We start from the raw sequence: 26,945 nt of genomic DNA, 5'->3' as shown, positions 1-26,945 counted from the left end.
TCCCGAGAGAGAGGCTTCCGCCATGGCACAGGACCACGGCCACGACCCGGTGCACCACCAGGGCATGGCCGGCGCTCCGGTACACCACCACGCGCACGGCCACACCCACGTGGACTTCGCCGAGATGCTTCCCCTGCTCGTGCTGGAGGCGGAGCTGTTCTCCCCGGCCTACACCGAGGCCGCGCGGTGGCTGCGCGAGCAGCGGCCCGAACCCGGACTGGTGGTGGACGCGGGCAGTGGCCCCGGCGTCATCTCCTGTCTGCTCGCCGAGACCTTCCCCGGCGCTCGGGTCGTCGCCGTGGACGCCGTGGAACCGCTGCTCGCACAGGCCCGGGCCCGTGCCGCACGCCTCGGCGTCGCCGACCGCTTCAGCACCGTGGAGGCCGAACTCCAGGACGGCATAGGAGATGTGGAGTATCCCGCCGACCTGGTGTGGGCCAGCCGGTCGCTGCACCACGTCGGCGACCAGCGCGCCGCCCTCGCGGAATTCGTCCGCGGTCTGGCCCCGGGCGGGACCCTCGCCCTCCTCGAAGGCGGCCTGCCCACACGGTTCCTGCCGCGCGACATCGGCATCGGCCGGCCCGGCCTGCAGGCCCGCGTCGACGCCGTGCACGACGAGTGGTTCACGCGGATGCGGGAGGAACTGCCCGGCGCGGTGTCCGAGGCGGAGGACTGGCCGGCCCTGCTCACCGCCGTCGGCCTGCGCCACACGGGGACCCGCACCTTCCTCGTCGACCTCCCCGCCCCGCTCTCGGACGAGGCCCGCGCCTTCGTCGTCGCCTCCCTCGCCCGCCGCCGCGACGGCCTCGCCGAGGGCCTCACGCCCGAGGACGTCACCACCCTGGACCGCCTCCTCGACCCGGACGACAAGGCGAGCGTCCACCACCGCGCCGACACGTTCGTCCTGACAGCGATGACGATGCATGTGGGCGTGAAGCCGGAGTAGCGGTCGGCGGGCCCCATGGCGGGCGAGGTCGCGTGAGAAGGGGCGCCCCGGAGAGCCGGACCCCGGGCCCAAGCCCCGTACCCCCAGGACCCCTTGACATCGAGAACACTCCAAGTGATGGACTCTCCGAGTTCGCCGTACATCCGGTCCGTGGCGAAGCGGGCCGGCGGGCAGGCCGTCGTGAGGAGGCCGGCCGGACTCTATGGGGGTAGACCATGACCAGCACCGACACCGACACGGGCAGTGGCTCCGGCGCCGACACCGGCACCGATGCCCCCGTGGCCCTCATCACCGGAGGGGGCAGCGGTATCGGAGCCGCGGTCGCGCGGCGGCTGCTCGGCGCCGGGCATCGGGTGGCCGTCACGGGGCGCGGGGCGGAGCGGCTGCGGGACTTCGCGGAGGAACTCGGCAACCCTGAGGGGCTGTTGACGATCGTCGGGCACGCGGCCGAGTACGACCAGGTGCGGGCGGCGGTCGAGGCGACGCTCAAGGAGTTCGGGCGGCTCGACACCGTCGTCGCCAACGCCGGTTTCGCGACGCACGACACGGTCGCGGAGGGCGACCCGGCCGGCTGGTCCGAGATGGTGCTGACCAACGTGCTCGGGCCCGCGCTGCTCATCAGGGCGTCCATCGACGCGCTGAAGGAGAGCCGTGGCCGCATCGTGCTGATCGGCAGCGTGGCGGGGCACGTGAACACGCCCGGCAACATCTACGGCGCCACCAAGTGGGCGGTGACGGGGCTCGCCGAGAACACCCGGCGTCAGGTCACCGAGTTCGGGGTGGGCGTGACGCTGATCTCCCCCGGCCGGGTGGAGACCCCGTTCTGGGACAGCTACGGGAGCCTCCCGCCGGGGCACCTCCTGACGGCGGACCAGCTCGCCGACTCGATCGTGTGGGCCGTCGGACAGCCGGAGGGTGTCGACGTGAACACCGTGGTGGTCCGCCCGATCGGCCAGCCCGCCTGAGCCCGGTGACCGGTGACCGGTGGGGCCGTGCCGCGCGAACGGCCTCACCGGCCACCGGGGATCGACGGCGGGCCTCTCCCCGCCGGCACGCCGCGGGGAGAGGCCTACGGTGGTGCGACGTCGAGTCAGTTGCCGGCCAGGAACTGCTGGGCCAGCGAGTTGCCGAGCGTCACGGCCGCGGTGTGGCTCTCGATGGGCGACACCTGCGAGTTCTTGAACAGAATGTAGGTCACGCCGGAGTCGGTGCCGCCCGTCTCCGGGTCGGGGTCGATGCCGAGCGCGCTCGCCGTGGCGTACGAGGCCTCGCCGATGATGCTCGTCGGACCGGTGTCGCCGACCACCGCGTACTCGACCTTGTTGTTGTAGACGACGGCGACCACGCCGCCGCCCTTGATGCCCGAACTCGTGTACTTCCAGATGCTGCTGGTGGACGGCACCACGACGTAGGGGAGCGAGTCGGCGCGCAGGGGCTGGCCGTTGGACTGGTGGAAGGCCGTGTCGTCCTGGAACCAGGGGTCGGTGTCGCCGCTGCACTTGCTGGTGACCTGGCCGTCGCAGTCGATGTCCATGTCGGCCTTCCAGAACACGGCGCCGTTCTTGCCGCAGACGGGAATCGTGGCCGACGTCTCCTCGTCGGTGCGGTACTTGCCGCTGGAGATCTGTGAACAGGACGTCACCTTGGCGAGCAGGGAGGCCGCGCTGACCGAACCCTCCTGTGCCGAGCGGGGGTTGACGGTTCCTGATGCCTGGGCCGGGAGGGCGGCGCCGGCGAGGAGCGCGGCGCAGGCGGCCGCGGACAGGGTCAGTGTTCGAGTGCGCACTGTGGGGGAACCCTTCTGTTAGGAAACTTTCCTTACTGGGTTGCCGTACAAGGTGGCCCTCCTTGCATGACCGCGTCAAGACCTTCCGCGGAGTTGGTCCGGTCCAGGGTGCGAAAACACCGCCGGCCCGGACGCTTCCAAGCGTCCGGGCCGGCGGTGGCGGTGGCGGTGGGTGCGGGCCGGTCAGCCGACGTCGAACGTGGCCGGGTCCGGGCCGAGCCGGCGGTCCTCGTTCAGGGCGGAGATGGCCGCGATGTCCTCGGTGTCCAGGGAGAAGTCGAAGACGGCGATGTTCTCCTTGATCCGCGACGGGGTCACGGACTTCGGGATCACGACGTTGCCGAGCTGGATGTGCCAGCGCAGCACGACCTGTGCCGGGGTGCGGCCGTGCTTCTGCGCGATGGCCACGATCGCCGGAACCTCCAGGAGGCCCTTGCCCTGGCCCAGCGGCGACCAGGCCTCGGTCGCGATGCCCTGCTCCGCGTGGAACTCGCGGGCGGCCCGCTGCTGGAGGTGCGGGTGCAGCTCGATCTGGTTGACGGCCGGGATGACGGACGTCTCGTCGATCAGCTTCGCCAGGTGCTCCGGGTGGAAGTTGGACGTGCCGATGGCCTTGGCGCGGCCGTCGGCGTAGATCTTCTCGAAGGCCTTGAACGAGTCGATGTTCGTGCCGCGGGACGGCATCGGCCAGTGGATCAGGTACAGATCCACGTGGTCCAGGCCGAGCTTCTCCAGCGAGGTGTCGAAGGCGCGCAGGGTCGAGTCGTACCCCTGGTCGCTGTTCCAGAGCTTGGTGGTGACGAAGAGCTCCTCGCGGGGGACGCCCGACGCGGCGATGGCCTTACCGGTGCCCTCTTCGTTGCCGTAGATCGCCGCGGTGTCGATGCTGCGGTACCCGGACTCCAGCGCGGTGGCGACCGCCCGCTCCGCCTCGTCGTCCGGCACCTGCCAGACGCCGAAGCCCAGCTGCGGCATCTCGACGCCGTTGTTCAGGATGATCGGGGGGACCTTGCTCACGAGCTCTCGATCCTTCAGTCGTCGGGTGGTACTCCCATGGTCAACGATCACGGCCCGTGGTGCATTCCTGACCGGGCCCGCGGTCCTGTGAAATACAGATTGGCCGAAAGGCCCACCGCGCAGGTCCCCGCCGGGTGCCGCGCCCGTACCACCCGGCTGCTACGCCCGGTACAGCGCCTCGACCTCCGTCGTGTACGCCTTCTCGATCGCCTTGCGCTTCAGCTTCAGCGAGGGGGTCAGCAGTCCGTGCTCCTCGGTGAACTGGTGGGCCAGTATCCGGAACGTACGGATCGACTCGGCCTGCGAGACCAGCGTGTTCGCGGCGACCACGGCGCGCCGCACCTCGGTCTCCAGGTCGGCGTCGCGCACCAGGTCGCCGGCGGCCAGCTGCGGCTTGCCCCGCATCTGGAGCCAGTGCTCGACCGCCTCGGAGTCGAGGGTGACGAGCGCGGCGATGTACGGGCGGTCGTTGCCGACCACGATGCACTGCGCGACGAGCGGATGGTCGCGCACCCGCTCCTCCAGCACGCCCGGCGCGACGCTCTTGCCGCCGGAGGTCACCAGGATCTCCTTCTTGCGCCCGGTGATCGTGAGGTAGCCGTCCTCGTCCAGGGAACCGAGGTCACCGGTGGCGAGCCAGCCGTCGTGCAGGGTGGCGTCCGTGGCCTTGTCGTTGTTGAGGTAGCCCTGGAACACGTTGCCGCCGTGCAGCCAGATCTCGCCGTCGTCCGCGATGTGCACGGTGGTGCCCGGGATGGCCTGCCCGACGGTGCCGAACCGGGTGCGCTCGGGCGGGTTGGCGGTCGCGGCGGCCGTGGACTCGGTGAGCCCGTAGCCCTCGTAGATGATGACGCCCGCGCCCGCGAAGAACAGTCCGAGCCGCCGGTCCATCGCCGAGCCGCCCGACATGGCGTGCTTGACCCGGCCGCCCATCGCGGCCCGCACCTTGGAGTAGACGAGCTTGTCGAAGACCTGGTGCTGCATGCGCAGGCTCGCGGAGGGGCCGGGGCCGATGCCCCAGGCCTTCGACTCGACGGCGTCCGCGTAGCGCACGGCGATGTCGACGGCCTTCTCGAAGGGGCCCGATCTGCCTTCCTTCTCCGCCTTGCGGCGGGCGGCGTTGAACACCTTCTCGAAGATGTACGGCACGGCCAGGAAGAAGGTCGGCCGGAAGGCGGCCAGATCCGGCAGCAGCGCGGCCGCGTTCAGCTGCGGCTGGTGCCCGAACTTGACCCTCCCGCGGAACGCGGCCACCTGCACCATCCGCCCGAAGACGTGCGCGAGCGGCAGGAACAGCAGGGTGGTCGCCTCGTCGCCGCGCTTGGAGTGGAAGACCGGTTCCCAGCGCTCGATGACGGTGTCCGCCTCGAACATGAAGTTCTCGTGCGACAGGACACAGCCCTTGGGCCGCCCGGTGGTGCCCGACGTGTAGATGATCGTCGCGGTCGACTCGGGGGTGACGGCACGGCGGTGCCGGTGCACCACGTCGTCGTCGATGTGCGCCCCGGCCTCGTACAGCTCGTGCACCGCGCCGGTGTCGAGCTGCCACAGCTGGTGCAGCGCGGGCAGCCGGTCGACGACCGTGGCGATGGTCATCGCGTGGTCCTCGTGCTCCACCATGACCGCCGACACCTGCGCGTCGTGCAGCATCCAGAAGACCTGCTCGGCGGAGGACGTGGGATAGACGGGCACCACCTGGGCGCCGACCGTCCACAGGGCGAAGTCGAAGAGGGTCCACTCGTAGCGGGTGCGGCACATGATGGCGACGCGGTCGCCGAAGCGGACGCCCTGGGCGAGCAGGCCCTTGGCGAGGGCCAGGACCTCGTCGCGGAACTCGGCCGCGGTGACGTCGCGCCACTCTCCTCGCTCGTCCTTGCGACCGAGCGCGATGCGCAGCGGATCCTCCTGGGCATACTCGAAGACGACGTCGGCCAGGCCGCCCACCGGCGGCGCCGACGCCAACGGGGGGTTGGTGAACTCGCGCAATACCGCTCCTCGTGGCGCTCCGCACAGCGCCGTGAAAGCTACCCCACCCCGGGACCGGACGGGAGGGGGCTCGAACCGGAGAGGGGCACGGCGTCCGCACTGGTCAGCCGAGGAAATGCCCGCACAAGGGGAAGGGCCGGACAGAATTGCCTACGGTTCCGTAGGTTTCGGGTCCGCAATCTCCACGGAATCTGTACGACCCCGCACCAGTCTCCGGCGCCACCCGCGCCGGAGGGGATCCTCCCCGTCCAGCGGGGGTGTGAACCCTCTCCGCGGGCCTCCTGAACCCCCACCCCGCACGCGGCGGCCTCTGGTTCCCGTGGAGCCCCCGTGCGGGGCGGGGCGGCCCTGCCCGGCGCGCTGGGTGCCCGGGGAGTGCGTGCCGAGCCGGTCCGGGCGGGCCGGTCCCGGCTCGGGCGGGCGGGTCTCAGCCCTGGGGCGCCGGTACTTTCTCCGCGGAGGCGGCCGCCGGGCTCGCCGCGGCGCGTGGGGTCCGGACCAGGATCAGGACGAGCGCGCCCGCGACCAGCGCCGTCACCCCGGCCGCCACCGACGCCGTGTCGAGCCCCGAGGCGAACGCGGCCCGCAGCGTGTGCTCGGAGACCGTGCCGCGCAGCGCCCCGGCGCCGCCGCCCGCCAGCGTGTGCGCCCCAGCGTGCGACAGCGTGTCCCGCATCCGGGAGATCAGCACGGTCCCGAAGGCGGCCACCCCGAGCGCGTACCCGAGCTGCCGGACCGTGTTCACCGCGCCGCTCGCCATCCCCGCCCGTTCCTGCGGCACGGAGGCGAGCGCGGCGCCCGCGAGCGCCGGGGCGACGAGGCCGATGCCGATTCCCACGAGTACCAGGCCCGGCACCAGCACCGTCCAGCCCGTGCCCGCGTCGAGAACGGCCTGGCACAGGACCCCCGAGCCGATCAGCAGCAGCCCGCCGCCGATGGTGAGCCACGCCGGAGCCCCGTGCAGCAGCTTGCCGGCGAGGATCGCGACGACCACCGACGCGCCGGTCATCGGCAGCAGGGTGAGCCCGCCGTGCACCGGACTCAGCCCCAGCACCGTCTGCATCCAGATCGAGAGGTACGGGATGACGCCGAAGGCCGCCCCGTTGAAGGCGAGCGCGCCCAGCATCACCCCGACGAACGCGGGCTTGCGAAGCAGCGCCAGATCGAGCAGCGGCTGCGCCACCCGGCGCTCGACGAGGACGAAGGCGAGGAGTGACACCGCCGCGACGGCGAAGGAGCCCGCGGTCACGGCCGACGCCCAGCCGTCGGACCCCGCCCGCACCACCGCGAAGGTCGTCGCTCCCGCGAAGCAGGCGAACGCCGCCGTGCCCGCCCAGTCGATCCGCATGCCACGCGGGCCCTTCGACTCCGGCACCACCTTCAGCGTCAGCCACACCGCGGCCACGCTCACCGGCAGGTTCACGAAGAAGATCCACCGCCAGCCGGGCCCCTCGGTCAGCAGCCCGCCCAGTACCGGACCGACCGCCGCGGCACTGCCGCTGACCGCGCCCCACACGCCGAGCGCGGTGGACCGGTCCCGCCCCCGGTAGACCGAGCCGAGCAGCGGCAGCGTCGTCGCGAGCGTCGCCGCCGCGCCCACACCCTGCACCACCCGGGCGGTCACCAGCATCTGCGGCCCGGCCGCCAGCCCGCACCACAGCGACGCCACCGCGAACAGCACGACGCCCGCCACGTGCACCCGGCGCCGGCCCAGGATGTCCGCGGCCGCCCCCACCCCGAGCAGCAGCGCGGCGAGCGCCAGCGCGTATCCGTCGATGACCCACTGCAGATCGCTCAGCGAGGCGTGCAGCCCCCTCGCCATGTCCGGCAGCGCGACGATCGCGATCGTCACGTCCAGCAACAACATGCACGTGCCCAGGCACACCGCCGTCAGCGGCCCCCACTTACGCATGTCCTCAGCTCCCTCTACCGCCGGATCCCGCGCATCCCCGTGTCACGGACGCGGGCCGTCGCCGCTGATGCGGCCGACTCCGCCGGCACCGTTCGTGCCGGTCGGCTCGCGCTTCTCCGTACGATGGGGCGGCACCGGCCGATCACAGCGGTCGCCGGTCGAAGGCCGACGGAATCCGACAGGGACGGGCCGCATGAAGATGGAATCCATCAGGCTCGACAGTCTCGATCTGCGACTGCTCGCCGCTCTGGAGGTGAACGGACGGGCCTCCTTCAGCCGGATCGGGGAGGTGCTGGACGCCTCCGACCAGACGATCGCCCGGCGCTACCGCCGGCTGTGCGCCGAGGCCGGCCTGCGGGTCGTCGCCGTCCGGGACGCCCAGCGGCTCGGCCAGGACCACTGGATGCTGCGGCTGCGCTGCACGCCCGACGGCGTCGAGGCCATCGCCGACGCCCTCGCCAGGCGCCCCGACACCGCCTGGATCGGCCTGGCCTCCGGCGGCACCGAGGTGGTCTGCATGACCCGGCCGCGCAGCATCGGTGACCGCGACGACCTGCTGCTCGGCAAACTCCCGCGCACTCCGAGCATCCTGGAGATCCGGGCCCACCAGCTGATCCACCGCTTCTACGGCGGACCCGACGGCTGGACCCGCAAGTTCGCCGCGCTGACCGACGACCGGATCGCCGCACTGCGCCCCGAGCGGCCGGCGACGGACGGGCCCGCCCGGATCGCCCCCGAGGACGAACCCCTGGTCGCCGCGCTCGAACGCGACGGGCGCGCCACCTACCCCGAGCTGCAACGCGCCACCGGACGCTCCGAGTCGGCCGTCAAACGCCGGCTGTCCGCGCTGCTCGCCTCCGGCGCCGTGTACATCGACGTCGAATACCACTCGGAGATCCTCGGCTATCCTCTCGCCGCCTGTCTGTGGATCACCGCGGCCCCCGCCGCCCTCCACTCCGTGGGACGGGCCCTGGCCGCCCACGACGAGGTCGCCTTCGCCTCCGCCACGGCGGGCCCCTCCAACATCGTGGTGACCGCCGTCGTCCCCGACACGGCCGGCCTCTACGCGTATCTGAGCGGCCCGCTCGGCCGGCTCGACGGCGTCCAGCACGTCGAGACGTCGCCGTTCCTGCGCCGGGTCAAGCAGCTCACGTACACCCGGCTCCGCTGACCTCCCTCAGTCCCGCCGCCCCCGGTGCAGCCGGTCCCCGCCCGCCAGGACCGCCGCCGCGAGCGCGTCCGCCGCCCCCTGCGCCGAAGGCCTCCGCCGCCCGTGCACCAGCACGAAGTCCACTTCGCCCAGCGTGGGCAGGCCCGCCCGCTCCGGAACCCGGGCCAGCCCCGGCGGCACGAGCCCCCGGGAGTGGGCCATCACGCCGAGACCCGCGCGGGCCGCGGCGATCAGCCCGTTGAGGCTGCCGCTGGTGCAGGCGATGCGCCAGGACCGGCCCTGGCGTTCCAGTGCCTCCAGCGCGAGGGCGCGGGTGATGCCCGGCGGCGGATAGACGATCAGCGGAACCGGACGCTCGGGGTCGAGGCGCAGCCGCGGGGCGCCGATCCACACCAGGTGGTCGTGCCAGACGAGTTGGCCGCGCGGGTCCTCGGGCCGCCGCTTCGCCAGCACCAGGTCCAGATCGCCCGCCGCCAGCCGTTCGTGGAGGGTCCCGGACAGCTCGACCGTCAGCTCCAGGTCCACCTCGGGATGGTCGGAGCGGAACCCCTCCAGGATCTCCGGCAGCCGGGTCAGCACGAAGTCCTCGGAGGCACCGAAGCGCAGCCGGCCGCGCAGCCGCGTCCCCGTGAAGAACGCCGTGGCCTGCTCCTGCACCTCCAGGATCCGGCGCGCGAACCCGAGCATCGCCTCGCCGTCCTCGGTGAGTTCCACGGAGTGCGTGTCCCGGGAGAAGAACTGCCGGCCGGCGGCGTCCTCCAGCCGGCGCACGTGCTGGCTGACCGTCGACTGGCGCACCCCGAGCCGCCGGGCGGCCTGCGTGAAGCTGAGGGTCTGTGCCACCGCCTGGAACGTACGCAGCTGCGAAGGGTCGTACATGTCGATCACGTTATCGTGGAACGTGATGACAGTCAGAGCGGTGTGAAGGATTCCCGATCGCGGAGAGGGAGAGGACGATGGAGAGGGCACGACCCGGGCCGGTCCGAACGGCACCTCCGGCGGCCCCGACCGACGCACCGAACGAGTAGTGGAGCACCGTGAAACGCCTGCAGTGGCCGAGTTGGATGCCGATCGATCCGTACATCCTGCTGTTGCTCGGGACCGTGGGGCTCGCCGCCCTGTTGCCGGCGAGCGGTACGGGAGCGGACGTCGCCTCGGGGGCGTCCACGGCGGCGATCGCGTTCCTCTTCTTCCTGTACGGCGCCCGCCTGTCGACCCGTGAGGCGGTGGAGGGCGTCAAGCACTGGCGGCTCCACACCACGGTCCTGGTGTGCACCTTCGTGGTGTTCCCGCTGCTCGGTCTCGCCGCCCGCGGCCTGGTCCCGGTGTTCCTGACGCACGACCTGTACACCGGTCTGCTCTTCCTCACGCTCGTCCCCTCGACCATCCAGTCGTCGATCGCCTTCACCTCGATCGCGCGCGGCAACGTGCCCGCCGCGATCTGCGCGGGCTCCTTCTCCTCGCTGGCCGGCATCGTCATCACGCCCCTGCTCGCCGCCGCCCTGCTCGGCAACAGCGGCGGCGGGTTCTCCGCGGACTCGCTCGTCAAGATCGTGCTGCAGCTGCTGGTGCCTTTCGTCGCCGGGCAGTTGCTGCGGCCCTGGATCGGCGCGTTCATCACCCGGCACAAGAAGGTCCTCGGTTACGTCGACCGCGGTTCGATCCTGCTCGTCGTCTACACCGCGTTCAGCGAGGGCATGGTGCAGGGCATCTGGCACCAGGTCAGCGCCGGCCGGCTGGCGGGACTGCTGGTCGTCGAGGCGGTGCTGCTCGCCGTGATGCTGGTCCTCACCTGGTACGGCGGCAAGGCGCTGCACTTCGGCAGGGGGGACCGGATCGCCATCCAGTTCGCCGGGTCGAAGAAGTCGCTCGCCTCCGGACTGCCCATGGCCAGCGTCCTGTTCGGCGCGCACGCCTCGCTCGCCGTGCTCCCGCTGATGCTCTTCCACCAGATGCAGCTGATGGTGTGCGCGGTGATCGCCAAGCGCCGCGCCCGCGACCCCGAGGCGTCGGGACCGGCCGACGGAACCGGCCCGGACCGCCCGGACGGGACGACGGGCACCGGCGGAACGCGCGGCGTGGGCGGCACCACCGGATCGGCCGGGAACGCTAGGAGGGTGCCCCCAGGCGCAGCGTCACGAAGCGCGGTCGGTACAGGGACACGTTCCGGCTGAGGTGCGTCTGTGCCGCACCGCCCGTGGCGTCCAGCCAGTTGACGTCGTAGCTCAGGACGATCCGGCCGCCGTCGCCCAGTTCGGGATGCGCCTGCGGGTTGTAGGCGGCCACCTCGCCCGGCGGCAGCGGGGGGCTGAAGCCCCGGGTGGGCCCGTGCCAGGGCCCGGTGGGGGAGCACGCCCAGTAGGAGGTGACCGTGGTCAGGCCCGCGGCGCCCGTCGCCATGGTGAACAGGACGTACGTGCCGCCGTCCCGCACCACGGTGAACGCGCTGCCCACGCCGGTGTTCCGGCCGTCCCCGAGCACCGGCGCGGGACGCCCGCGCACCGTCCAGTCCGTGCCGTCCCAGTACTCCCAGGCACCCGGCTCGCCGAGCCGGCCGCGCGGCACCCGCGCCACGTACGCCTGCGAGGCGGGGCGTCCGACGGCGCGGCCGTCGTCGCCGCCGAAGACGTACGTCCAGCCGCCCGCGTCGACGGCCGTGGTGCCGAAGAGGACCCGCCGGGAGGCGTCCGGCACCTGACGCTGGTCCAGGACCGTGGTGACACCTTCGAGGCGCAGCCCGGGCAGGGACAGCGTGGCCACCTCGGTGGCCGTCGGCACCCCGTAGATCCAGGGCGCGGGGCCCGTGGCGCGCGTCCACAGCAGGACGCGCAGGACCTGCTCGCCCGAGCCGGGGGAGCGGGCCTCGACGCGGGCTGCCACCGGCCAGCGCCACTGCTGCGGGGCCGGGTCGGGGAAGAGGGGTGTGGGCAGCGTGGTCAGCGGCCTGCCGTCGCGTGACATGACGACCGCCGCGTTGCGCACCAGGGGCGTGCTCGCGTCGCGCCAGGCGTAGGACTCGCCGACCGGGTTCGGCGGCGCGTACACCTGCCCGAGATAGGTGTCCGAGAACAGCCACAGCACCCGGCCGTCCGGCAGCCGCACCGAGTGGGTCCCGTCGCCGCCGGTCCAGTCGTCGGCGCGGCCGGCGTCGTCCCCGTACCGGGCGAACGCGTCCGTGTGCCGCGCGTCCGCGGACCAGGATCGCAGGGTGCGGGCGGCACACGTGCCGCCGCCCTCCCGGTCGTGGTCCGGGAGGGCGGTGAGCAGCACGGCGGCCGAGACCAGGGCCAGCAGCACGCCGAGCCCGGTCCCGGTCCGCCGTCGCGTTCGTGCGTCCTCGGGCACGGACGGGACGTTAGTGGCCCCCGCCCACCCGGTCCATGGGCAGCCACAGGACGGTGTCGCGGGTGATGCGCGCCGCGGGCTCCGCCGCCAGTTCGGCGTCGCTCAACGCCCGGTCGTAGACCCGCACGTCGTCGATGGAGCCGGTGAAGTAGGCCCGGCTGTCCATCCGTTGGCCGATGTGCACTCCGAACGGCGCGTTCCGGCTGACCGATCCGGGTACGTCCGCGGCGCCTACGGTCGTCCCGTCGACGGACAGGGTGAGCTGTCCGCCGCCCCGGCGCAGCGCCAGATGGTGCCACTGGCCGTCGTTGTACGCGCCGGTGGTCCGCACGGACGCCGTGGCCGGGGCGGCCGCGCCGTTCCTGGTGGTGATGAGACCGGTGATCCGGCCGGACGCGGGCTCCCCGCGCACCCACACCTGCGGCTGCGTCGTACCGATCCCGCCCATCCACAGCAACGGCTGTTCACCGCTGGTCGCCGTGTAGCGGAACCACAGGGACGCGGTGAAGTCCTCGGCGCCCAGCGGCAGTCGGCTGCTGTAGGGCAGGCGTACGGCGTCGTCGGTGCCGTCGAACTCCAGCGCGCCGCCGCGGACGCCCGCCGTCTCGCGGGCACCGCCGAGCACCGCGGCCCGCCGGGCGAACGGCACGAGGTCGGCCGTCGTCGGGTCGGGCGCACGGCGGGGCTGGAGCCAGTCCTCGGTGAAGCGGGCGAAGCGGATCTCGTCGCGCGCGTCGACCGCGCCGCCCTCGTACAGCAGGCCCACCGCGTCGCCGTCGATGCGTACGAGGTCGGAGTAGCCCGACCAGTCGGTGGTCACGACGGTGCCGCGGTCGACGCTGTCCCAGGTACGTCCGCCGTCGTAGGAGGAGCGGATCATCATGGTCCGGCGGCGGTCCGGGTCGCCCGGGCAGGCCAGCAGGATCCGGTCGCCGACGCGCAGGACCGAGCCCTGCACCTGGGGTGCGTACAGGTCGGGGAGGGCGGCGAAGGGCGACACGAAGCTGTCGCCGCCGTCCCGGCTCACCGCCTGGGTGCGGTGTCCCAGGTCGGTGCCGTCCTGCTCGCGGCCGCTGACCAGGACCGATCCGTCGGTCCGCTCGGTGAGCGTCATCTCGGAGGGCTTCTGGCGGAAGGTCCCGTCGTCCGCGATCGGCCAGGAGTCCCGGGCGCCGATGTCCCAGTGGTCGCCGCCGTCGTCGCTGGTGATGAGCGCGGCGTTGTTGGCGGTGACCCGACCGCCGTTCCACGTCTCGGTGTTGACGGCGAAGACGAGGCGTCCCGCGTGCCGTCCCCGGGTGAGCTGGATGCCGTGCACCGGGCCGGTGGCGTACCAGGAGTTCCAGTCCGCGGGCAGGATCTCCTCGCTCAGGTCGCGCGGCCGCGACCAGGTGAGACCGTCGTCGTCGCTGTACTGGAGGTGCGGGGTGCGGTCGCACGGCACGGAGCAGCTCGCGCTGTCGGTGCGGCCCGTGTTGTACGTCTCGGCGAGCAGGATCCGGCCGCTCTCCCGGTCCACGACCGGGGTGGGGTTGCCATGGGTGTCGCCGCCCCCGTCGTTGACGACCCGCAGAGGGCTCCAGGTGCGCCCGCCGTCGCTGGAGCGCTTGACCACGATGTCGATGTCCGCCGCGTCACCGCAGTTCAGAACGCGCCCCTCGGCGAACGCCAGCAGCGTCCCGTCGGTGGTCCGCACGACGGACGGGATGCGGAAGCAGGCGTAGCCCGGGTCCTGGGAGGCCTTGAACAGCACCTGCTGTTCGAAGGTACCGGGCGCGGACGTGGTGGTGGCAGTGGCGACCGGGGCGGTATCGGCCGGCGACGCGTGTGCCGTGCCGGGCAGCGTGAGCAGTGCGGCGACGCCCAGGAGAGCGGTGAGGGCGGCGCCCGGACGGGTGCGGGAGCGGTGGCGCGGGCGGGCGGCGAATTCCGGGCCCGGCCGCGCGGCGAGGGCGGATCTCAGACGGCTGCGGAGGCGTGACGGCATGGTGCGACCTGCCCTTCGTACGGCTGGGCAATCCGGATTCTCTGGACATCCCACGTCCAACGTTCGCGCCGCAGACGCTACTTGGGCACTCACGCACCTCACAAGGAGCATGCACCGGTCGTGTTCACGCCAGATTTTCGCCCGCTCGACGACGGGCGGACGGAGCGTTCGGGCGCGAGATCACCTTGCCTCGGGCCGCCCCGGGAGGACCGGACGGCGCACGGCCGCGCGTGTCGGCTCGTGGCCGTACGGCGGGAGGGGCGCGGACCGCGAGAACGCGGGCCGCACCGGCCGTCCGTGCCACGCCCGACGGCCCCGGCGAGAGCAGTTCACGGGCTTGTTGATCCGGATTTCCGGTACGGACGGCTGATGCGGGCTAACGTTCCGTCATGACCGCACCCGAAGCCGAACCCCGCCTCGCCCTCGATCCGGCGTGCACCGCCCTCGTGCTCGTCGATCTGATGGAGCGCATCGTGGCGCTGCCCCTGGCGCCCCACAAGGGCACCGAAGTCCTGGCCACCGCCGAGGAGTTGGCGGCCACCTTCCGCAAGGCGGGCGCGCTCGTCGTGCTCGTCCGGGTCGAGCGGTCCGGTGTGCCCGAGCAGCCCCCCGGCAGCGGACTCGTCGCCGGGCTCGCCGAGGCCGGCGACCTGGAGATCGTGAAGCGGACCATCGGCGGGTTCCAGGGCACCGGTCTCGACGACAAGCTGCGCGAACACGGCGTCTCCACCGTGGTGTTCGGCGGGATCGCCACGAACCTGGGGGTCGAGTCCACCGCTCGCGCCGCCGGCGACCTCGGCTACGACCTCGTCTTCGTCGAGGACGCGATGGCCGCGTTCACCGCCCCCGAGCACGATGCCTCCATCCGGCTGGACTTCCCCCGCCTCGGCACCGTCGTGACCGCGGCGGAGGTGCGCTTCGCAGCCCGGTGAGCGGTGTACCGGGGAGATCGGTGCGCCGCACCGCGCGGCGCAGTGCTGCGGGTGCCGGGGGAGCCGGCGTGCCTCCTCGCCTCGCGGTGGGCGGCGAGGCGAGGAGGCACGCCGAGGTGAGCTGACGCGCGGTGACGTGCCGCTGACGTGCCGGGGCACGGCCGCCGTCGTGACGCGCGGACGCCGCGCGATGCCGGTGAACCTCGCTGGCGTCGCGGTGTGTACCGGTGGGACGCGCCGCGACGCCTCCCGCCGGCCTCTGCGGCGCGAAGCGCGCGCCGGACCGTTGCCCGGTCCGGCGCCCTGCCTCCGGCCCGGTGTCCCGCGTTCGGGCGGCCCGGTCCTCAGACCAGTACCCCGCCCCCGTCCACGACGACCACCGAGCCGGTGGAGTAGCCGCCGCGCATCAGGTAGAGGTAGGCCTCGGCGATGTCCTCCGGCTCGCCCGCCCGGCCGACGGGGAGCGAGCCGGCGGCCGACGCGAACAGTCCCTCGCGGTCCTGCGCGGGCAGGTCCCGCCACAGCTCCGTGCGCACCACCCCCGGCGAGACGGCGTTCACCCGGAGCGGCGCGAGCTCCAGGGCCAGAGCCCGGGTGAGCGACTCCATCGCCCCGCACAGGCTCGCCGCGACCGTCGTCCCCGGCATGGGCCGGCGCCCGGCCGTACCGGTCGTCAGGACCACGGAGCCGCCCTCCCGGATCGCCGGCGCGCCGTGCTTCACGGCCGTGTACGCACCCCACAGCCGGGTGTCCAGGAATCCCCGGGCCCGCGTCAGGTCCGACTCCGCGAGGCTCCCCAGCAGCAGGGACTCGCCGGCTGTGTAGACGAGATGGTCGAACGCGCCGGTCCGGCCGAAGAACTCCCGGACGGCCTCCTCGTCGGTGGCGTCCAGCACCTCACCCCCTGCTCCCGCGGGCAGCCTCTTCAGCGCGGCGTCCACACTCTCCCGGCGGCGCGAGGCGACCACCACCTCCGCCCCCTCCCGCGCCGCCGCCTCCGCGACCGCGAACCCGATCCCCGCCGTACCGCCGATCACGACGACCCGCTGTCCTCGCAGACCCATGTCCGTTCCCTTCCGCGTTCTCCCCGGGGCCGCCCCGGTGTCCGCAAGCCTGCGCGCCCTGCCGCCCCGCCGTCCAAGACCTCTTCCGGCGTCGGCGATACCCTGAAGGCATCGCCGACGGACGGACGGAAGGGGCGGCCGTGGATCTCGACCTGCGCAAGGTCCGCTACTTCGTGACGGTGGCCGAGCTGCTGCACTTCGGGCGCGCGGCGGAGCGGCTGCACATCGCCCAGCCGGTGCTGAGCCGTCAGATCAGGTCCCTGGAGAAGGACTTGGACGCGGTGCTCTTCGACCGCGACAGCCACGGTGTCCGGTTGACGGCCGCCGGACGTCAACTCCACGACGACGCGGGCCCGTTGCTCTCCGCAGCAGAGGCCGCCCGGCGCCGGGCGCACCGTGCGGCCCGCGGCCCGCGCCGGCTCGTCGTGGGCTTCCGGGCCGGGGTGGTCGTCACCCACGCCCTGCGCGCCTTCTCCGCCGGCCACCCCGACGTGGACGTGGCAGCCCGCCGCGTCGAATGGGACGACCAGGAGCAGCTGATCCTCGACGGGACCGTCGACGTCGCCTTCGTCCGCAGGCCCGTCGACGAGCGGGGACTCACCCTGCTGCCCCTGTTCGGCGAGGCCAGGGTCGCCATGCTGCCGGCCGCCCATCGGCTGGCCGGGAAACCGGAGCTCGTGCTCGGCGACCTGGACGGCGAGAGCTGGCTGCGCTACTCCGATCCCGGCCCGGACGACACACCGATCCGGACCGTCGAGGAGAAGTTCGAGCGGGTGGCTGGCGGCGCCGGCATCACGCTCGTACCGGAGTCCGTGGCCGCGCAGTACTCCCGACCGGACATCACCTACGTGCCCGTCACGGACGCGCCGCCCGACCAGGTGTTCCTCGCCTGGGAGGCGGGCCGTCACGCCCCCCTGGTCGCCGCGTTCGCCGAGGTCGCGGGGGTGCGCGGCTGAGGCGGGGCCCCTCCGGCGCAGGGGGCGCACCCCGCCGTTCGGGGCCCCGCCGCCGTGTCGCGGGGAGCCTGGTCAGCCCTGGGCGGCCGCGGCCCGCAGAGCGATCCGGTGCTCGCCCGCGTACACGTTCATGTTGGAGCCGCGCAGGAAGCCGACCAGGGTCAGGCCGGTCTCCGCGGCCAGGTCGACCGCGAGCGACGACGGGGCGGAGACCGCCGCCAGCACCGGGATGCCGGCCATCACCGCTTTCTGCGCCAGCTCGAAGGAGGCCCGGCCGGAGACCAGCAGGACCGTCCGGGAGAGCGGGAGCGTGCCGTTCTGCAGGGCGAGGCCGACCAGCTTGTCGACCGCGTTGTGCCGGCCCACGTCCTCGCGGACGTCCACCAGCTCGCCCTCCTCGGTGAACAGCGCCGCCGCGTGCAGACCCCCGGTCCGGTCGAAGACCCGCTGGGCCGCGCGCAGCCGGTCGGGGAGGCACGCGAGCAGTTCGGGCTCCAGCCGCACCGGGGGAGTGGTGTCGCCCGCCGTGTCGTCGACGGGCCAGCGGGCCGTGGTGCGCACCGCGTCGAGGCTCGCCTTGCCGCACAGGCCGCAGGAGGACGTCGTGTACACGTTGCGTTCGAGCGTGATGTCGGGGATGACGACGCCCGGCGCGGTCCGTACGTCGACGACGTTGTAGCTGTTGGAGCCGTCCACGGTGGCGCCGGCGCAGTACACGATGTTCTGCAGTTCCTCGGCCGCGCCCAGCACCCCCTCGCTGACCAGGAAGCCCGCCGCGAGCGCGAAGTCGTCGCCCGGGGTGCGCATCGTGATGGCGAGGGGTTTGCCGTTGAGACGGATCTCCAGCGGCTCCTCGGCGACGAGCGTGTCGGGGCGGGTGTTCACGGCCCCGTCCCGGATGCGGATCACCTTGCGTCGTTCCGTGACTCGTCCCATGTCCTGATCAGTCCCGGTTCTGTCCGTGCGGCCGGCCGAAGAGGCCCTTGTGCGGCGGTTGCCGTGCGGGTCACCGGCCCGTCGCGCGACCGGGTGACCATCTGGTCCTCATTGTCCTGCACCCGCGGAGCGGACCGCATGCCGCCCGGCCTCGCGGCCCGCTCCGCGCTCATGCCGCCGTCCGCAGCGCGAGCAGGTCCGAGATGGCGTGGACGGTGCGCAGCGTCGGCACCGGCACCCCGGTGATCTCGGCGAGTTCCACGACGGCCGCGAGCAGCACGTCGAGTTCCAGCGGTTTGCCGCGCTCCAGGTCCTGCAGCGTGGAGGTGCGGTGGTCCCCGACCCGCTCGGCGCCGGCGAGGCGCCGCTCGATGGACACCCCCACCTCGCAGCCGAGTGCCTCGGCGACGCTCAGCGTCTCGGTCATCATGATCTCGATGACCTTGCGCGTCCCGCCGTGCAGGCACATCTGCCGCATCGTGGCGCGGGCGAGTGCGCTGATCGGGTTGAAGGAGATGTTGCCGAGCAGCTTGAGCCAGATGTCGTTGCGCAGGTCCGGCTCGACCGGGCACTTCAGTCCGCCCTCCCGCATCGCGTCGCCGAACGCCCGGCAGCGTGCCGATACGGACCGGTCCGGTTCCCCGATGGAGAACCGGGTGCCTTCGAGGTGGCGGACGACGCCGGGCCCCTCCAGTTCCGTGGCGGCGTACACGACGCAGCCGATGGCCCGCTCCGGCGCGAGCACCGCGCTGACCGCGCCGCCGGGGTCCACGCTCTCCACACGGTGACCGTCGTGGGGTCCGCCGTGCCGGTGGAAGTACCACCACGGGATCCCGTTCTGGGCGGCGATCACCGCCGTGGTGTCGTGCAGCAGCGGCTCGATGAGCGGCCCGCACGCCGCGTACGAGTTGGCCTTGAGGCCGAGGAAGACGTAGTCGACCGGGCCGATCTCGGCCGGGTCGTCGGTGGCATGGGCCCGGGCGGTGAAGTCGCCGCGCGGGCTGAGGACTTGGACGCCGTGCTGCCTCATGGCCGCGAGATGCGGTCCACGGGCCACGAGATGCACGTCGGCGCCCGCTCGGTGCAGCGCGGCGCCGACGTAGGCGCCGATCGCACCGGCGCCGAGAACTGCGACTCTCACTGTGTGGCGCTCCGTTCGGTCGAGGGTACCGAGGAACTTCCGAACTCTGTCGACGAAATATTGTCTACAGGATGGAATGGGTGTCGGCAAGGGATTCGACAACCACCGGGCGTAGTGGGTGAATCGGCCACCCGCGTGACCGGGCCGCCGTCCGCGTGCCCGTTCGGCCGGCGCCCGCGACCGTTCGTCGCGTCAGGAGGACCGCTCGTCGCACGCGTCCCGCCGGTTTGCGTCAGGCGGGTTCCCAGCCGGGCAACCGCTTCCTATCGTTCCGGATCATGAGCCCCCCTGTCGCACCCCCCGGCTGGAGCCGCTGGCTCGTCCCGCCGGCTGCCCTGTCGGTCCACCTCTCCATCGGTCAGGCCTACGCCTGGAGCGTCTTCAAGCCACCGCTCGAGTCCTCGCTCGGTCTCAGCGGGACCGAGAGCGCGCTGCCCTTCCAGCTCGGCATCGTGATGCTCGGTCTGTCCGCCGCGTTCGGCGGCACGCTCGTCGAGCGCAACGGCCCGCGCTGGGCGATGACCGTCGCCCTCGTCTGCTTCTCCTCCGGCTTCCTGATCGCCGCGCTCGGCGCCGCCACCGAGCAGTACTGGCTGATCGTGTTCGGCTACGGATTCGTCGGCGGGATCGGCCTCGGCATCGGCTACATATCGCCGGTGTCCACCTTGATCAAGTGGTTCCCGGACCGGCCCGGCATGGCCACCGGTATCGCGATCATGGGCTTCGGCGGCGGCGCGCTGATCGCCTCGCCCTGGTCCGCCCAGATGCTGAAGTCCTTCGGGTCCGACTCCTCCGGCATCGCCCTCGCGTTCCTCGTGCACGGACTGACGTACGCCGTCTTCATGACGCTCGGTGTCCTGCTGGTGCGCGTTCCGCGCGGTGAGCGGCCGGTCGCCTCCGGGCCGAGCGCGCTCGACGGCGTGCAGGTGTCGGCACGCAGCGCGGTGCGCACCCCGCAGTTCTGGTGCCTGTGGATCGTGCTCTGCATGAACGTGACCGCGGGCATCGGCATCCTGGAGAAGGCCGCCCCGATGATCACGGACTTCTTCGCCGACGGCTCCACCCCCGTGTCCGTCTCCGCGGCCGCCGGCTTCGTCGCCCTGCTGTCCGCCGCCAACATGGCCGGCCGGATCGGCTGGTCCTCGACCTCCGACCTGATCGGACGCAAGAACATCTACCGCCTCTACCTCGGCGTCGGCGCGCTCATGTACGCGCTCATCGCCTGGTTCGGGGACTCCTCCAAGCCGCTGTTCATCATCGGCGCCCTGGTGATCCTCTCCTTCTACGGCGGGGGCTTCGCCACCGTTCCGGCGTACCTGAAGGATCTCTTCGGCACTTATCAGGTCGGCGCGATCCACGGGCGGCTGCTCACCGCGTGGTCCACGGCGGGCGTGCTCGGACCGCTGATCGTCAACCGGATCGCGGACCACCAGGAGGCGGCCGGCAAACACGGCTCGTCCCTCTACGGCATGTCGTTCCTGATCATGATCGGGCTGCTCGTCGTAGGCTTCGTCGCCAACGAGTTCGTGCGGCCCGTCCACCCCCGCCACCACGTCCCCGCACCGAGGGAGGCAGCCGATGTCGCACGACAGCAGCCCGAGTCCGCCTGACCGGCGACCGCTCATCGCCTTCGCCTGGCTCTGGGTGGGCGCACCGCTGTGTTATGGCGTCTACGAGCTGGTACAGAAAGCGACACAACTGTTCAGCGGGTGAGTGTTCGGGCGTCCGAGAGTCTGACAGAAGCCGACAAGCCTGGCGCCCAGATCCTGTGGCATCACCTGCCGTCGTACCCGTGAGTCACTGATCAGACTGGTGGATCCCGCTACCCAAGGCAACGAGGGGGACCACTCATGAACGGCTCACGGATCGCCGCCGTCGGCCATTACCAGCCCGCCAAGGTACTCACCAACGAGGACCTGGCGGGCATGGTCGACACCAGTGACGAGTGGATCAGGAGCCGGGTCGGTATCCGGACGCGGCACATCGCCGGGCCCGACGAGCCGGTCGACGAGCTGGCCGCGCACGCCGCCGCCAAGGCGCTCGCCGCCGCCGGACTGACGCCGGGCGACATCGACCTGGTGCTCGTCGCCACGTCCACCGCCGTCGACCGTTCCCCGAACATGGCCGCCCGGGTCTCCGCCCGCCTCGGCATCCCCTCCCCGGCCGCCATGGACGTCAACGTCGTCTGCGCCGGTTTCACGCACGCCCTCGCCACGGCCGACCACGCCGTGCGCGCCGGTGCCGCGACCCGGGCGCTGGTCATCGGCGCCGACAAGATGTCCGAGGTGGCGGACTGGACCGACCGCACGACCTGCGTCCTGGTCGGGGACGGCGCGGGCGCCGCCGTCGTCGAGGCCTGCGCGCCGGGCGCGGAGCCCGGCATCGGCCCCGTGCTGTGGGGCTCGGTGCCCGAGATGGGGAACGCCGTCCGCATCGAGGGCACCCCAGCGCGCTTCGCGCAGGAGGGCCAGAGCGTCTACCGCTGGGCGACCACCCAGCTCCCGCCGATCGCCCGCAGGGCCTGCGAGCGCGCCGGCCTCACCCCCGAGGACCTCGCCGGCGTCGTCCTGCACCAGGCGAACCTGCGCATCATCGAGCCGCTCGCCCAGAAGATCGGCGCGGTCAACGCCGTCGTCGCGCGGGACGTCGTCGAGTCCGGGAACACCTCGGCCGCGAGCATCCCCCTCGCCTTCTCCAAGCTCGTCGAGCGCGGCGAGATCTCCTCGGGCGACCCCGTCCTGCTGTTCGGCTTCGGCGGCAACCTCTCGTACGCGGGACAGGTCGTCCGCTGCCCCTGATCCGGCTCCCGCCACCCCGCCGGGCTGCCGGCGGGCCACGGCCATGATCCGGCCCACCCCCGTGCGACAGGCCCAACTCCCGTGCCCTGCGCGGCTTTGTGCGCCGTAGACTGTAGGCGAAAGACAATTCATAATTGACTTTCCCTATCGCGGCGACGGCGCTGCCCAGGAGGGACCGTGATGTTGTCGGCAGGACTGCCTCAGGGAGCGGTACCCAGGCTCGAACGGCCCGGCCCACTGCGTGACCGTGTGTACGAGGCGCTGCTCGAACTCATCACCACCCGTGCCCTCCAGCCGGGCCAGCACCTCGTCGAGAGCGAACTCGCCGGTCACCTCGGGGTGTCCCGGCAGCCGGTACGGGAGGCGCTGCAGCGGCTGAGCACGGAGGGCTGGGTCGATCTGCGGCCCGCCCAGGGCGCGTTCGTGCACGAGCCGACGGAGGAGGAGGCCGACCAACTCCTCACGGTGCGGACGCTCCTGGAGGCCGAGGCGGCCCGGCTCGCCGCCGCCAACGCGGGCAGTGACGCGATCAGCGCACTGGAGGACCTGTGCGGGCAGGGCGAGCGGGCGGTGGCCGCCGACGACGTGGACGCCGCGGTCGCGCTGAACGCCCGGCTGCACGCCAAGGTCATGGAGCTCGCCGGGAACGCGGTGCTCGCGGAGCTCGCCGCGCAGGTCGACCGCCGGGTCCGCTGGTACTACACGCCGGTCGCCCGGCAGCGCGGCCGGCAGTCCTGGATCGAGCACCGCGAGCTGATCGCCGCGATCGCGGGAGGTGACGGCCAGCGCGCCACCGCGGTCATGCGGGCCCACACGGAGCACACCCGGAAGATGTACCACGAGCGCGCGAAGTGACCCGCTGACCAACGGAGTCGACTGACCCGCCGACCGTCCGCGGTGCCCCCGTCGACGGTCCGACGGATGCCCGCGCGCCCGTCTTTGTCCACGGAGTGGAGAAAGTGGGTGCCGATTGCTGCGCTACTTCTTCCCACCTCCGGCAGCCGCTGCTACGTTCCCCTCGAAAGCACGACCGGTGCGCGTGGCCGGAAACCGACGGACGCAGGCCGGTGGGGCGGGGAGGGGCACGTGAGACGGATGACGGCACGACCCGCGAACGCCCATCAGGCCCGGCTGCTCAGGCTGTTGCGTGACGGCGGCCCCAACTCCCGGGCCCAGCTCGGCGATCAGATCGACCTGTCACGGTCGAAGCTGGCCGTCGAGGTGGACCGGCTCCTGGAGACCGGGCTCGTCGTGGCGGACGGCCTCGCCGCCTCACGCGGCGGTCGCCGCTCCCACAACATCCGGCTCGCGCCGGCGCTGCGCTTCCTGGGCGTCGACATCGGAGCCACCTCGGTCGACGTGGCCGTCACGAACGCCGAACTGGAGATCCTGGGACACATCAACCAGCCGATGGACGTCCGCGAGGGCCCGGTCGCGGTCTTCGAACAAGTCCTGAGCATGGCGGCGAAGTTGAAGGCCTCGGGGTTCGCGGAGGGATTCGACGGCGCCGGCATCGGCGTCCCGGGACCGGTCCGCTTCCCCGAAGGCGTACCGGTCGCCCCGCCGATCATGCCCGGCTGGGACGGGTTCCCGGTCCGCGAGGCACTCAGCCAGGAACTCGGCTGCCCCGTCATGGTCGACAACGACGTGAACCTGATGGCGATGGGGGAGCAGCACGCGGGCGTCGCCCGCTCCGTGGGCGACTTCCTCTGCGTCAAGATCGGCACCGGCATCGGCTGCGGCATCGTCGTCGGCGGAGAGGTGCACCGCGGGGCGACCGGCAGCGCGGGGGACATCGGGCACATCCAGGCCGTGCCCGGCGGACGTCCGTGCGCCTGCGGCAACCGGGGCTGCCTGGAGGCCCACTTCAGCGGTGCCGCGCTCGCGCGCGACGCCGTGGAGGCCGCCCACCAGGGACGGTCGGCCGAACTCGCCGCGCGGCTGGAGGCGAACGGCGGCCTCACCGCCGTCGACGTCGCCGCGGCCGCCGCCGCGGGCGACGCCACAGCGCTCGACCTGATCCGGGAGGGCGGCAACCGCACCGGCCAGGTCATCGCCGCACTCGTCAGCTTCTTCAATCCGGGCCTGGTGGTGATCGGCGGCGGGGTGACGGGTCTCGGCCACACCCTGCTCGCCGCGATCCGCACCCAGGTCTACCGCCAGTCGCTTCCGCTCGCGACCGGCAACCTGCCCATCGTCCTCGGGGAGCTGGGCCCGACCGCCGGAGTCATCGGCGGGGCCCGGCTGATCAGCGACCACCTGTTCTCACCCGCGTAACCCGCACCCCACCACGGAGCACCGGCACGACGCCCGGCTCCGCCGTGTCCGAAAACAGCTCGCCCTGCACGCGCACCACCCGGCAACCGGCCCGCACGCCTGCCAAGGGGAACCGTCATGGCACCCGAACCACCGCTGCTCACCATGTCCGGCATCACCAAGTCGTTCCCCGGCGTCCGGGCCCTCGACGGCGTCGACCTCGACGTGCAGGCCGGCGAGGTCCACTGTCTGCTCGGCCAGAACGGTGCCGGGAAGTCCACGCTCATCAAGGTCCTGGCCGGCGCCCACCAGCCCGACGACGGCACCATCACCTGGCGGGGCGAACCCGTCACCCTCCGGTCCCCGATCGCCGCGATGCGCCTCGGCATCGCCACCATCTACCAGGAACTCGACCTGGTGGAGGGCCTGTCGGTGGCCGAGAACGTCCATCTCGGACACGAACTGACCACCGCCGGATTCGTCGTCCGCGGAAAGGCCGCCAAGACCTCGACAGCCGCGCTGCTCAAGCGGCTCGGACACCCGGAGATCGATCCGGGGCGGCTCGTCGGCGACCTGTCGGCGGCCCAGCAGCAGATCGTCTCCATGGCCCGGGCGCTCTCCCACGACGTCCGGCTGATCGTCATGGACGAGCCGTCCGCCGCCCTCGACCCCGACGAGGTCGACAACCTCTTCCGCATCGTCGGCGGCCTGACCGCCGGCGGCGTCGCCGTCGTGTACATCTCGCACCGGCTGGAGGAGATCCGCCGCATCGGCGACCGGGTCACCGTGCTGAAGGACGGGCGGGCGGTCGCGGGCGGGCTCCCCGCCAGATCCACCCCGACCCGCGAGGTCGTGGCCCTGATGACCGGCCGCAACGTCGAGTACGTTTTCCCCGACCGACCCGCGGAACGGCCGGCGGCCGACCCCGTCCTCACGGTCCGGGGCCTGTCCCGGGAAGGCGAGTTCGCACCCCTCGACCTCGACGTGCGTCCCGGCGAGATCGTCGGTCTGGCGGGGCTCGTCGGCTCCGGACGCTCCGAGATCCTGGAGACGATCTACGGGGCGCGCAGGCCCACGACCGGCCGGGTCGACGTCGGCGGCAAGCCGCTGCGCACCGGCAGTGTGCGCGCCGCCGTGCGCGCCGGGCTCGGCCTCGCCCCCGAGGAACGCAAGGCCCAGGCCCTGCTGATGCTGGAGTCCGTCACCCGCAACGTGTCCGTGTCGTCCATGTCCCGCTACGCGCACGGCGGCTGGATCGACCGGCGGGCCGAGCGCGACGCGGCGCGGGCCGCGACCCGGGAACTCTCGCTGCGCCCCGACAACCCGTCCGTGCCGGTCCGCACGCTGTCCGGCGGGAACCAGCAGAAGGCCGTGCTCGCCCGCTGGCTGCTGCGCGGCTGCCGGGTCCTGCTCCTCGACGAACCCACCCGCGGGGTCGACGTCGGCGCCCGCGCCGAGCTGTACGCCGTCGTCCGGCGGCTCGCCGACGAGGGGCTCGCCGTCCTCATGGTCTCCAGCGAGGTGCCCGAGGTGCTCGGACTCGCCGACCGGGTCCTCGTGCTCCGCGAGGGCCACGTCGTCCACGAGGCACCGGCCGCGGAGCTGGACGAACACCGCGTACTCGACCTCGTCATGGAAGGAAGCCCTGTGGCCAGTGAAGGGAGCCCCGCGTCATGACGCAGCACGTGTCCCCGCCCCGGGAAGGCACCGGCAAGGTGCCCTCGACGGGTGAACTCCCCGCGTGGCGCTCGGTCGTGGCCCGCGCCGACGTCCGCACCCTCTCGCTCCTCGGTGTCCTCGCCGCCCTCATCGCCATCGGAGGAGTGACCAGGCCCGACGAGTTCCTCGACACCCGCAACCTCCAACTCGTCCTCACCCAGGCCTCGGTGATCGGTGTCGTCACCGTCGGCATGACCTTCGTCATCACCTCCGGCGGCATCGACCTGTCGGTCGGCGCGATCGTCGCGCTGTCCTCGGTGTGGGCGACCACGGTCGCCACCCAGGAGTACGGCTTCGCGGGCATCCTCTTCACCGCGGTGCTCGTCGGCCTGGGCTGCGGCCTCGTCAACGGACTGCTCGTCGCGTACGGCCGGATGGTCCCCTTCATCGCCACGCTCGCCATGCTCGCCTCGGCCCGCGGCCTCGCCCTACAGATCACCGACGGCAGGACCCAGATCGTCTCGGTGGACGGCGTCCTCGGGCTCGGTGAGCGCGACGCCTACGTGCTGGGAATCCCGCCGCTGGTCCTCGTCTTCGCCGTCGTCACCGTCATCGGCTGGCTGATCCTGAACCGCACCACCTTCGGCCGTCGCACCGTCGCCGTCGGCGGCAACGCGGAGGCGGCCCGCCTCGCCGGCATCGGCGTACGGCGCCAGCGGCTCTACCTCTACCTGCTGTCCGGACTGTGCTGCGGCATCGCCGCGTTCCTGCTGATCATCCTGTCCGGCTCCGGCCAGAACACCAACGGCAACCTGTACGAACTCGACGCCATCGCCGCCGCGATCATCGGCGGCACCCTGCTCAGCGGAGGCCGCGGCACCATCACCGGCTCCGTGCTGGGCGTCCTCATCTTCACGACGATCACCAACATCTTCGCGCTGAACAACCTCCAGAGCGACGTCCAGCAGATCGCCAAGGGCGCGATCATCGTCGCCGCGGTCCTGGTCCAGCGGCGCACAGCAAGCACGACCTGACACGGGAAGGGTCCACCGC

Annotated in this window: 22 protein-coding genes; 12 read left to right on the top strand and 10 right to left on the bottom strand. The window is 72.4% G+C overall.

From position 1 onward, the window contains the following. Positions 1-22: 22 nt before the first annotated feature. Positions 23-946 (top strand): class I SAM-dependent methyltransferase, encoded by a 924-nt coding sequence (locus ACIRQH_RS33570; RefSeq protein WP_404228564.1) that lies wholly within the window; start codon positions 23-25, stop codon positions 944-946. A 215-nt stretch (positions 947-1,161) separates the two neighbouring features. Then, positions 1,162-1,911 (top strand): SDR family oxidoreductase, encoded by a 750-nt coding sequence (locus tag ACIRQH_RS33565; protein WP_358820103.1) that lies wholly within the window; start codon positions 1,162-1,164, stop codon positions 1,909-1,911. Positions 1,912-2,036: 125 nt separating this feature from the next. On the opposite strand, the gene ACIRQH_RS33560 is transcribed toward ACIRQH_RS33565, so the two are convergent. The 4 genes from ACIRQH_RS33560 to ACIRQH_RS33545 all read right to left on the bottom strand — a co-directional run bounded on the left by ACIRQH_RS33560 (position 2,037) and on the right by ACIRQH_RS33545 (position 7,647). Next, positions 2,037-2,732, bottom strand: coding sequence for a glycoside hydrolase family 75 protein (locus tag ACIRQH_RS33560; RefSeq protein ID WP_358820102.1), 696 nt, complete (start codon positions 2,730-2,732; stop codon positions 2,037-2,039). A gap of 183 nt (positions 2,733-2,915) precedes the next feature. Next, on the bottom strand, positions 2,916-3,707 hold the full coding sequence (locus ACIRQH_RS33555) for an aldo/keto reductase (RefSeq protein WP_388876655.1): 792 nt from the start codon (positions 3,705-3,707) through the stop codon (positions 2,916-2,918). A gap of 201 nt (positions 3,708-3,908) precedes the next feature. Continuing rightward, positions 3,909-5,735 carry an AMP-binding protein gene (locus ACIRQH_RS33550; protein ID WP_358822218.1) on the bottom strand — a complete coding sequence of 609 codons (1,827 nt, stop codon included), beginning with the start codon at positions 5,733-5,735 and terminating at the stop codon, positions 3,909-3,911. Between the two features lie 427 nt (positions 5,736-6,162). Next, positions 6,163-7,647, bottom strand: coding sequence for an MFS transporter (locus ACIRQH_RS33545; RefSeq protein ID WP_404228560.1), 1,485 nt, complete (start codon positions 7,645-7,647; stop codon positions 6,163-6,165). Between the two features lie 193 nt (positions 7,648-7,840). Between ACIRQH_RS33545 and ACIRQH_RS33540 the strand changes: the two genes are divergently transcribed. Then, complete coding sequence (locus ACIRQH_RS33540; RefSeq protein ID WP_388934102.1) at positions 7,841-8,818, top strand: Lrp/AsnC family transcriptional regulator; 978 nt, start codon at positions 7,841-7,843, stop codon at positions 8,816-8,818. Positions 8,819-8,824: 6 nt separating this feature from the next. Here ACIRQH_RS33540 and ACIRQH_RS33535 read toward each other — a convergent pair whose 3' ends face one another. Then, positions 8,825-9,697: a LysR substrate-binding domain-containing protein gene (locus ACIRQH_RS33535; protein WP_358822220.1), complete on the bottom strand. Its 873-nt coding sequence runs from the start codon at positions 9,695-9,697 to the stop codon at positions 8,825-8,827. 185 nt (positions 9,698-9,882) lie between these two features. Between ACIRQH_RS33535 and ACIRQH_RS33530 the strand changes: the two genes are divergently transcribed. Beyond that, positions 9,883-10,992 (top strand): bile acid:sodium symporter family protein, encoded by a 1,110-nt coding sequence (locus ACIRQH_RS33530; RefSeq protein WP_404228675.1) that lies wholly within the window; start codon positions 9,883-9,885, stop codon positions 10,990-10,992. Here the strand turns inward: ACIRQH_RS33530 and ACIRQH_RS33525 are convergent. Continuing rightward, positions 10,928-12,163, bottom strand: coding sequence for a DUF4185 domain-containing protein (locus ACIRQH_RS33525; protein ID WP_404228557.1), 1,236 nt, complete (start codon positions 12,161-12,163; stop codon positions 10,928-10,930). The genes ACIRQH_RS33530 and ACIRQH_RS33525 overlap by 65 nt on opposite strands. Before the next feature lie 10 nt (positions 12,164-12,173). Further along, complete coding sequence (locus ACIRQH_RS33520) at positions 12,174-14,150, bottom strand: exo-alpha-sialidase (protein WP_404228554.1); 1,977 nt, start codon at positions 14,148-14,150, stop codon at positions 12,174-12,176. A gap of 389 nt (positions 14,151-14,539) precedes the next feature. Here ACIRQH_RS33520 and ACIRQH_RS33515 point away from each other — a divergent pair, with 389 nt between their 5' ends. Further along, complete coding sequence (locus ACIRQH_RS33515) at positions 14,540-15,082, top strand: isochorismatase family protein (RefSeq protein WP_388876420.1); 543 nt, start codon at positions 14,540-14,542, stop codon at positions 15,080-15,082. A 344-nt stretch (positions 15,083-15,426) separates the two neighbouring features. Here the strand turns inward: ACIRQH_RS33515 and ACIRQH_RS33510 are convergent, their stop codons facing one another. Then, positions 15,427-16,146: an SDR family oxidoreductase gene (locus tag ACIRQH_RS33510; protein WP_404228551.1), complete on the bottom strand. Its 720-nt coding sequence runs from the start codon at positions 16,144-16,146 to the stop codon at positions 15,427-15,429. 140 nt (positions 16,147-16,286) lie between these two features. On the opposite strand from ACIRQH_RS33510, the gene ACIRQH_RS33505 reads away from it, so the two are divergent. After that, positions 16,287-17,102, top strand: a complete 816-nt coding sequence (locus ACIRQH_RS33505; protein WP_404228548.1) for a LysR family transcriptional regulator — start codon at positions 16,287-16,289, stop codon at positions 17,100-17,102. Between the two features lie 72 nt (positions 17,103-17,174). Here ACIRQH_RS33505 and fdhD read toward each other — a convergent pair whose 3' ends face one another. Then, entirely contained in the window at positions 17,175-18,038 is an 864-nt protein-coding gene (gene fdhD / locus ACIRQH_RS33500) for a formate dehydrogenase accessory sulfurtransferase FdhD (protein ID WP_358822226.1), read from the bottom strand. Between the two features lie 169 nt (positions 18,039-18,207). Next, positions 18,208-19,179: a 2-dehydropantoate 2-reductase gene (locus ACIRQH_RS33495; protein WP_358822227.1), complete on the bottom strand. Its 972-nt coding sequence runs from the start codon at positions 19,177-19,179 to the stop codon at positions 18,208-18,210. A gap of 278 nt (positions 19,180-19,457) precedes the next feature. On the opposite strand from ACIRQH_RS33495, the gene ACIRQH_RS33490 reads away from it, so the two are divergent. The 6 genes from ACIRQH_RS33490 to ACIRQH_RS33465 all read left to right on the top strand — a co-directional run bounded on the left by ACIRQH_RS33490 (position 19,458) and on the right by ACIRQH_RS33465 (position 26,926). After that, positions 19,458-20,789 (top strand): OFA family MFS transporter, encoded by a 1,332-nt coding sequence (locus tag ACIRQH_RS33490; RefSeq protein ID WP_404228543.1) that lies wholly within the window; start codon positions 19,458-19,460, stop codon positions 20,787-20,789. Positions 20,790-21,029: 240 nt separating this feature from the next. Continuing rightward, entirely contained in the window at positions 21,030-21,977 is a 948-nt protein-coding gene (locus ACIRQH_RS33485) for a beta-ketoacyl-ACP synthase III (protein WP_388875699.1), read from the top strand. Positions 21,978-22,157: 180 nt separating this feature from the next. Next, the gene (locus ACIRQH_RS33480; RefSeq protein ID WP_358822230.1) at positions 22,158-22,832 is read left to right on the top strand and encodes a GntR family transcriptional regulator; all 675 of its coding nucleotides are present in this window, start codon (positions 22,158-22,160) and stop codon (positions 22,830-22,832) included. A gap of 240 nt (positions 22,833-23,072) precedes the next feature. After that, positions 23,073-24,254, top strand: coding sequence for an ROK family transcriptional regulator (locus ACIRQH_RS33475; RefSeq protein WP_358822231.1), 1,182 nt, complete (start codon positions 23,073-23,075; stop codon positions 24,252-24,254). Positions 24,255-24,371: 117 nt separating this feature from the next. Further along, positions 24,372-25,910, top strand: coding sequence for a sugar ABC transporter ATP-binding protein (locus ACIRQH_RS33470; protein WP_358822232.1), 1,539 nt, complete (start codon positions 24,372-24,374; stop codon positions 25,908-25,910). After that, positions 25,907-26,926, top strand: a complete 1,020-nt coding sequence (locus ACIRQH_RS33465) for an ABC transporter permease (protein ID WP_404228539.1) — start codon at positions 25,907-25,909, stop codon at positions 26,924-26,926. Before ACIRQH_RS33470 ends, ACIRQH_RS33465 begins: the two co-directional genes overlap by 4 nt. Positions 26,927-26,945 lie beyond the last annotated feature (19 nt).

Source organism: Streptomyces sp. NPDC102279, from assembly GCF_044766365.1.
Classification (GTDB): domain Bacteria; phylum Actinomycetota; class Actinomycetes; order Streptomycetales; family Streptomycetaceae; genus Streptomyces.
This window is presented reverse-complemented; position numbering and strand designations above follow the sequence as displayed.

What these genes read in the sequence shown, in the direction of transcription:
- ACIRQH_RS33570 (WP_404228564.1), top strand. Translation starts at nt 23, where the DNA reads ATGGCACAGGACCACGGCCACGACCCGGTGCACCACCAGGGCATGGCC.
- ACIRQH_RS33565 (WP_358820103.1), top strand. Translation starts at nt 1,162, where the DNA reads ATGACCAGCACCGACACCGACACGGGCAGTGGCTCCGGCGCCGACACC.
- ACIRQH_RS33555 (WP_388876655.1), bottom strand. Translation starts at nt 3,707, where the DNA reads ATGCCGCAGCTGGGCTTCGGCGTCTGGCAGGTGCCGGACGACGAGGCG.
- ACIRQH_RS33545 (WP_404228560.1), bottom strand. Translation starts at nt 7,647, where the DNA reads ATGCGTAAGTGGGGGCCGCTGACGGCGGTGTGCCTGGGCACGTGCATG.
- ACIRQH_RS33540 (WP_388934102.1), top strand. Translation starts at nt 7,841, where the DNA reads ATGAAGATGGAATCCATCAGGCTCGACAGTCTCGATCTGCGACTGCTC.
- ACIRQH_RS33535 (WP_358822220.1), bottom strand. Translation starts at nt 9,697, where the DNA reads ATGTACGACCCTTCGCAGCTGCGTACGTTCCAGGCGGTGGCACAGACC.
- ACIRQH_RS33530 (WP_404228675.1), top strand. Translation starts at nt 9,883, where the DNA reads ATGCCGATCGATCCGTACATCCTGCTGTTGCTCGGGACCGTGGGGCTC.
- ACIRQH_RS33520 (WP_404228554.1), bottom strand. Translation starts at nt 14,150, where the DNA reads ATGCCGTCACGCCTCCGCAGCCGTCTGAGATCCGCCCTCGCCGCGCGG.
- ACIRQH_RS33515 (WP_388876420.1), top strand. Translation starts at nt 14,540, where the DNA reads ATGACCGCACCCGAAGCCGAACCCCGCCTCGCCCTCGATCCGGCGTGC.
- ACIRQH_RS33510 (WP_404228551.1), bottom strand. Translation starts at nt 16,146, where the DNA reads ATGGGTCTGCGAGGACAGCGGGTCGTCGTGATCGGCGGTACGGCGGGG.
- fdhD (WP_358822226.1), bottom strand. Translation starts at nt 18,038, where the DNA reads ATGGGACGAGTCACGGAACGACGCAAGGTGATCCGCATCCGGGACGGG.
- ACIRQH_RS33490 (WP_404228543.1), top strand. Translation starts at nt 19,458, where the DNA reads ATGAGCCCCCCTGTCGCACCCCCCGGCTGGAGCCGCTGGCTCGTCCCG.
- ACIRQH_RS33485 (WP_388875699.1), top strand. Translation starts at nt 21,030, where the DNA reads ATGAACGGCTCACGGATCGCCGCCGTCGGCCATTACCAGCCCGCCAAG.
- ACIRQH_RS33480 (WP_358822230.1), top strand. Translation starts at nt 22,158, where the DNA reads ATGTTGTCGGCAGGACTGCCTCAGGGAGCGGTACCCAGGCTCGAACGG.
- ACIRQH_RS33475 (WP_358822231.1), top strand. Translation starts at nt 23,073, where the DNA reads ATGACGGCACGACCCGCGAACGCCCATCAGGCCCGGCTGCTCAGGCTG.
- ACIRQH_RS33470 (WP_358822232.1), top strand. Translation starts at nt 24,372, where the DNA reads ATGGCACCCGAACCACCGCTGCTCACCATGTCCGGCATCACCAAGTCG.
- ACIRQH_RS33465 (WP_404228539.1), top strand. Translation starts at nt 25,907, where the DNA reads ATGACGCAGCACGTGTCCCCGCCCCGGGAAGGCACCGGCAAGGTGCCC.